Annotated in this window: 7 protein-coding genes and 1 tRNA gene; 2 read left to right on the top strand and 6 right to left on the bottom strand. The window is 66.5% G+C overall.

From position 1 onward, the window contains the following. Positions 1-45 precede the first annotated feature (45 nt). From ACLFRB_RS08740 to ACLFRB_RS08730, 3 genes are all read right to left on the bottom strand, one after another. Positions 46-121 (bottom strand) — tRNA-Asn (locus tag ACLFRB_RS08740). 295 nt (positions 122-416) lie between these two features. Next, a complete protein-coding gene (locus tag ACLFRB_RS08735) occupies positions 417-716 on the bottom strand; it encodes a hypothetical protein (RefSeq protein ID WP_411068626.1) in 300 nt (99 codons plus the stop codon). 113 nt (positions 717-829) lie between these two features. Further along, the gene (locus ACLFRB_RS08730; protein ID WP_411068625.1) at positions 830-2,851 is read right to left on the bottom strand and encodes a CocE/NonD family hydrolase; all 2,022 of its coding nucleotides are present in this window, start codon (positions 2,849-2,851) and stop codon (positions 830-832) included. Positions 2,852-3,146: 295 nt separating this feature from the next. On the opposite strand from ACLFRB_RS08730, the gene ACLFRB_RS08725 reads away from it, so the two are divergent. Then, positions 3,147-4,016 carry a M23 family metallopeptidase gene (locus ACLFRB_RS08725; RefSeq protein WP_411068624.1) on the top strand — a complete coding sequence of 290 codons (870 nt, stop codon included), beginning with the start codon at positions 3,147-3,149 and terminating at the stop codon, positions 4,014-4,016. 89 nt (positions 4,017-4,105) lie between these two features. After that, on the top strand, positions 4,106-4,678 hold the full coding sequence (locus tag ACLFRB_RS08720; RefSeq protein ID WP_411068623.1) for a hypothetical protein: 573 nt from the start codon (positions 4,106-4,108) through the stop codon (positions 4,676-4,678). Between the two features lie 122 nt (positions 4,679-4,800). On the opposite strand, the gene ACLFRB_RS08715 is transcribed toward ACLFRB_RS08720, so the two are convergent. From ACLFRB_RS08715 to ACLFRB_RS08705, 3 genes are read right to left on the bottom strand one after another with little or no spacing between them, the layout of a single operon-like run. Next, complete coding sequence (locus tag ACLFRB_RS08715; RefSeq protein ID WP_411068627.1) at positions 4,801-5,118, bottom strand: DUF2173 family protein; 318 nt, start codon at positions 5,116-5,118, stop codon at positions 4,801-4,803. 56 nt (positions 5,119-5,174) lie between these two features. Beyond that, complete coding sequence (locus tag ACLFRB_RS08710) at positions 5,175-5,501, bottom strand: DUF2173 family protein (RefSeq protein WP_411068622.1); 327 nt, start codon at positions 5,499-5,501, stop codon at positions 5,175-5,177. Between the two features lie 39 nt (positions 5,502-5,540). Next, entirely contained in the window at positions 5,541-5,885 is a 345-nt protein-coding gene (locus ACLFRB_RS08705) for a DUF2173 family protein (protein WP_411068621.1), read from the bottom strand. Between the last annotated feature and the right edge of the window lie 115 nt (positions 5,886-6,000).

Below are 6,000 nucleotides of genomic sequence, written 5' to 3'. Positions count from 1 at the left end.
AAAAAGGCCCCTGCGGCATGTTCCGCTGGGGCCTTCGTCATCCTATGGCTCCCCGGGCCGGACTCGAACCAGCGACAGGGTGATTAACAGTCACCTGCTCTACCAACTGAGCTACCGGGGAAGCGAGATGCGCAAATGTAGCGAATTCCCCTTACTGTGTCAAACGAGGCCGCTACCCGCCGGCGGGTCCCTTCGTCCATCCGCCCGAACGCGCAATCCCCTCTTAGTGCCTCTGGCGGCCTCGAGGTTCCCGCACGGCATCCGGGGGCTCGGGCCGCCCGGAGCCCTTCCGTGCCCGGAGGTCGCGCGAGCGCCCATCTCCGGAGACCGGTCCGGGGACAAGTTGTGGCGCACGCCCCGCCTGGGAGGGGGAGAGCCTGGGCCGGGAGGCGGTTGGCCGAAACGGGGCTACCGGTTCAGTTCTGCCGTTCCCTGGGCGGCCGCCCCGTCTTCACGCGCTCCAGGCTCTCGAAGGCCTCGCGGAACTTGCGCTCGTTGGACCACCCCAGGTTCTTGAGCGCGGCCCGCACCACCTCGCTGCGGGTGGGTGTCCGCAGGCCCATGCGGTCGGCCAGCTGCTGAATGTCTGCGATGAGGGCCTCGTCGTTGTTGGGCAGGGTGAAGGTGCACCGCTGGACCCGCCGTCCACGTCCCCGGCCGCCGCTCTGGGTGGTAGCGCTCCCGCCGGTGGACTCGTTCTCGGTTTCCCTACGCATACCGGATTCCTTATCGAATAAATACTTCATAACTTTGTCTCCCAGGGGTCCGGATGTCCCGGCCACGTCGTCTTTATTTACAGTGGACATACATATTCCTTCCTGTAAATGGGTTAGACAAGATTCCTGGGAATGGAAGTATTCCAGTTCTTCGAAAAGACCCGGGTGTCCCCTTCGTAGGCGTCCAGCTCGGCGCGGATATGGAAGTTCTCCCGGTCACAGGTCAGGACAGTGCGGGTATGGGTCTTTACCGCCCAGTCCCCGCGCCGGAACCCCCGTATGCAAAAGGTCTCCCCCCGCGGGGAGCCGAAATCGTCGTCCTCGTAGGTGTACCACTCGTTCGTCCGGCGCTGGATCTCGGTCCCGGTGGGCTCCAGACGGTAGGTGCCCTCGTCGTTGATCACCTCCAGGGTGGAGACATCCTCGGCGAGGTCGCGGACCACCGTCCAGCGGTGCTCCTCCGGCTCAATGAGGGTCATCTCGGTGGAAGAGGCAGCTTCTGGTTCCTCGAAGGCCCGCAGGCGCCCGTCCAGCTCCTGCGGGGCGCGCACGGGCAGCTCGAAGAAGGAGGTCCCCGCATGGACGGTCAGCTGGACCGGCTCCGGCGGCGGCCAGGCCAGGGGCCAGTAGGAGGTGGATATGGAGACACGTAGGCGGTGCCCCGCGGGAAAGGATTGCGCGATGTCGTTGAGCTGGATGCGGACCCGGTACCGCTTCCCCGGCTCCAGCGGGGTGGGATGCTCGTGGCTGTCGCGGTGGGTGAGGTTGAGCAGGCCGTAGGTGTTGCGGGTCGCCTTGCCGTCCGGGGCCACATCCGACAGCCGGACGGCCACCATCCCCACGGGACGGTCCGCCTGCAGGTCCAGCTCGACCACGGGCGCCCCCAGGATCTCCAGGTCCTCCGGGAGGGGATCGGAGTCGAAGATGAGGGCGCCCCCGTCCTCCTCCCGCTGGTCGTGGGGCAGATCCGGCGGAGCCGTGTAGGAGCACCACTTCCCGGCGAATAGCCCCACAGACAGCGGCGACCGGATGCCCATGGGCTGGTCGGCCACGGAAGTCCCTGGCTCCTCGAGCTTCCTGGGGGCAAGAGCCATCCGCCTCGTCTCGATGCTGGGCGAAGGCCAGACTTCCTCCCCCACCCACCGGCCCGGACGGAACTTGTACATGGTGGTGGGGGGCACGGAGTCCTGCATCCAAACCCGGAGCATGGGCTCGTCCATGATCCCCGTGTCCTCCCCCTTGAGCCAGTGGTCCCACCAGCGCAGGGCCTCCTGGAGGAATCCGATGGCGGGACCGGGCTTGCCGAGGTGGGGATACTTGTGGCTCCAGGGCCCGATCAGGCCCTTCCGGGGCACTTCGAGGTTGGCCAGCATGCGGAACACCGCGTTCGTGTAGCCGTCGGCCCAGCCGCTCACCGCGTAGACCGGGCACTGCACCCGCGAGTAGTCCTCGCAGATGGAGCCGTGCTGCCAGTAGTCGTCCCGGTTCTGGTGGCGGAGCCATTTCTCGAGCCACAGTCCGGAACCTTCCAGGCGCTTGAGCCACATGTCCCGCCAGCGCTCCCCAACGATGGCCGGATCGGGGGGACAGGAGTTGTAGGCGAACATCACGGAGGCCCAGGAAAGATTGTCGCCGAGCAGGCACCCGCCCATGTGGTGGACATCGTCGGCGTACCGGTCATCGGTGGAGCAGACCGTGATGATGGCCTTCAGCTCCGGGGGCTGGAGCGCGGCCACCTGCAGCCCGTTGAAGCCGCCCCAGGAGATCCCGATCATACCCACGTTGCCGTCGCACCAGGGCTCCTCCGCCAGCCACCGGATCACCTCCACGCCGTCATCCAGCTCCTGCTGGAGGTACTCGTCCTCCAGGACCCCGTCCGAATCCCCGGAGCCGCGCAGGTCCACCCGGACCGCGGCGTACCCGTGCCCGGCGAAATAGGGATGGTTCTGGTCGTCCCGATCCCGGGTCATATCCCGCTTCCGGTACGGGATGTATTCCAGGATGGCCGGCACGGGGTGCTCTTCCGCGTCCTCCGGGAGCCATACGCGGGCGGCCAGCCGGGTCCCGTCGGGCAGGGGGACCCAGACGTTCTCCAGCTCACGAACAGGGCGGGGAAATTCGTGGACGGTCTTCATGGGTCCCTTCCCTCGGTGGTGCAATAGGTTCCGGTCCCTCCCATAGTAAGCACGAAGGCGGGGGACGGAGCATGCACCGCTGGGAGGGCCCTTCTTCTTGGCAGAACCTGCCGCCATTGGTTTATATTTCCGCTACCCCGCAACCGGCGGGAGCACCCCGCCGAGCCGGAAGAGCTCCGGCGCGGGGAGGGAAAGGGGGGGTGTCAGGATTGGGGGCAGCCACATACCCCCAACCGGATCCGCCGTCCGGGGGTCGAAAATCGTTCCGGGTGTGCCTCGTTTCCCGGACGGGCGCATGCACCCTGTGAATATCCGGTGGGAGGACAAGAAGGTGGCCCCAAAAACCTGTTCCTGGCTATTGGGCCTGGGGGCCCTTCTGGTGTTTCCCCAGGCTGCCGGCAGCCCGTCTCCCCTGCAGCTCAAGGGGTCCTTTCAGCAAGGGGGTCTGGTGGTGGGAAAGACGACTCCCGGGACGGAGGTCCGCTTCCGGGGGCGCCCCATCCGGGTCTCGGAGGAGGGAGCGTTCCTGCTGGGGTTCGGCCGGGATGCCCCCAGAAAGGCACGGCTCACCCTGATCAGCCCGGAAGGCACCCGGGACACGGCAAACCTCCCCGTGGAGCAGCGTACGTACGATACCCAGCGCCTGGACGACCTTCCCGAGCACAAAGTCACCCCTATGGAGGAGCACCTGCCCAGGATCCTCCTGGACCAGGCCATGGTCCAGGAGGCCCGGAGCCTGGAAACGCCCTACCCCCATTTCCATGCCGACTTCCGCTGGCCCGTGCACGGCCCCATCTCCTCGGTCTACGGCTCGCAGCGGATCCTCAACGGGAAGCCCCGCAAGCCGCACACCGGCGTGGATATCGCCGCCCCCGCTGGCACCCTGGTCCGGGCCCCCGCCCCGGGGCAGGTGCGTCTGGCCGAGAAGGGCCTGTTCTTCTCCGGGGGCACCCTCATCCTCGACCACGGCCACGGGCTGAGCTCCTCCTACCTGCACCTGGGGGAGCTCCTCGTGGAGGAAGGCGAGCGGGTCGAACAGGGGGATCTTATCGCCCGGGTGGGGGCCTCGGGGCGGGCCACCGGGGCCCACCTGGACTGGCGGATCAACCTGCACGGCTGCAGCCTGGACCCCGCCCTGGTGGCCGCCGGGAGCCCGACCCGGTAACCGGCCCGGTCGAAACCCCGGGCCGGGCCGGCGGTGCGGCGCCTTTGCTAGGGTGGATGGAAAGGACCCCTGAACCGGGAGACTCCTCCATGCGCCCCACCCTCCCTCTAGCGGCCGCCGCCACCTTCCTGATCCTCGCCGCCTGCGGCCCCCTCCGGGAGGAGGAGGCCTGGACCCCCCTGCCCATGGAACGGCTGAGGCTCAAGCCGGTGACCCTCCAGGGTCCGCCTCCCGCAGACCACGCACGGGACACCTGCGATCGCGCCCCGGAGCAGCTCCAGGACCACCTGGCTGGCCTGCTCCGGAAGCGCCTGGCCCCCGTGGACCTGGTGCCTCCGGAAGCCGGGGAGCCCGCTGGCGGCGGCACCCTGGAGGTTTCCATACTCGGCTGCCACCTGGAAAGCCACCAGTGGGATGTGGGCTCGGCCGAGCCGGACATCAGCTTCTACCTGACCCTGAGCCTGCATGTCCGCCTGCTGGACCCCGAAGGGGAGGTGCTGCTGGAGCGCATGGTGGAAACGGTGGAGCAGGCCCACACCGACACCCCTACCCCGCTGTACGAGCTGAACAACTACCCGCCGGCGCGGCGGGTGGCTGACCTGTTCTCCGAGGGCCGGTACCGGAAGAGCCGAGGGGATCCCGCCGCCCTGCCCTCACCCTAGCCCGGGCGTCCCGGGCCGGGTCCGGGAAAGGGGCTGAATCCCCGCGGGCGGAAGAAACCATCGTGGGGGAAGAGCCCGGCCGGGGTCCGGTATGGGCCCCGGCCGGGCAGGCGGCTATCGGGTCAGTAGTGAGCCAAGTGGTTCAGGACCCGGTAGAGCTCGTTGTAGGACACCTCCGTATTGCGTACGATGCAGGCGACCTCGCCCAGGGCCCAGATGCTGTACTCATCGCCGTGCATGGCCCAGCCTTCCGGTGGCGTCCACCCCCGCATCCCCGAATACGCGGCGAACAGATCCGCTTCCTGCTGCATGAGCTGGTTGGTGGCGTTGCACATGTCCGAAGCGAGATCCGCATGCGCGGAGGAGATATCCCCGACCTGCTCGGCCATGGATCCATCCTCCCGGAAGCGGACCGCCGCAATCGTCCCCTTTATCTGCATAAGCTCGTCAAGGCTCGCCATAGCCTGACCTCCTTCCGGATCGGTACGTTCGGCAATCAGCCACCCATGACCTGGAAGGCCCGGTCATAATCGGCATCCCGTTTCCGCAGGAAAACCGCCTGGTCCCCGTAGGAGGCCACGGCGAAATCCAGGCCCATGAAGGCGAAGCCCCGCTCGGGGTAGAAGCCCCTTTGCCCGGTGAGACGTCCCCAGCCGTCGGCCTGCATCCGGAAGATCCCCATATTGGCCGCACACATCTGGGCCGCCATGGCGGCCAGGTCATCAGTCAGGTCGCCCCGAAAGTCCCTGACCTCGCCCTGGTTGTCGAACTGGATGGCGGCGACCGCCCCCGGAAGCTCCATCAACTCGTCCAGTTTGGTCATTGCGATACCCCTTTGTGATTTCTTTTTCGGGAGAGCGCCTCAGGCCTTCAGGGGACGGGCGACGCTGTCCACGGCCTCCGAGACCTGATTGAGGGAGGCCTCCTCCCGGTTCAGGAAGCAGGCGGTGTTGCCCTTGACGTAGACGCCGAGCTCCGGCCCGAACATGGCCCAGCCCTCGAAGTTCTTCCACTCCGGCTGCCGCGAGTAGTCGGCAAAGAGCCGCCCCTGCATCTGCATGAGGGAGGAGTTCGAAAAGCACATGTGGGCCGCCATCCGTGCCTGATCCTCTGAGATATCCCCCTTGTAGTCATTCAGCTCCCCCTTGGGGGAAAAGGTAACCACCCCCAGGACCCCTGGAACATTGAGAACCTCTTTGATCTTCAAAGCACCCTCCTTCCAATGCGCCTTGATCCAGGTCAAGGCCCTCTCTTAATTTCAGTTCGCCACCAATAATTTATCCTGTCAAACCCAAAAACCCTTTTGCTATTTAAAAGAAAGA

Source organism: Thiohalorhabdus sp. (assembly GCF_046545655.1).
GTDB lineage: Bacteria > Pseudomonadota > Gammaproteobacteria > Thiohalorhabdales > Thiohalorhabdaceae > Thiohalorhabdus.
The sequence above is the reverse complement of the archived record's forward strand: the minus strand, read 5'-3'. Positions and strand labels throughout refer to the sequence as shown.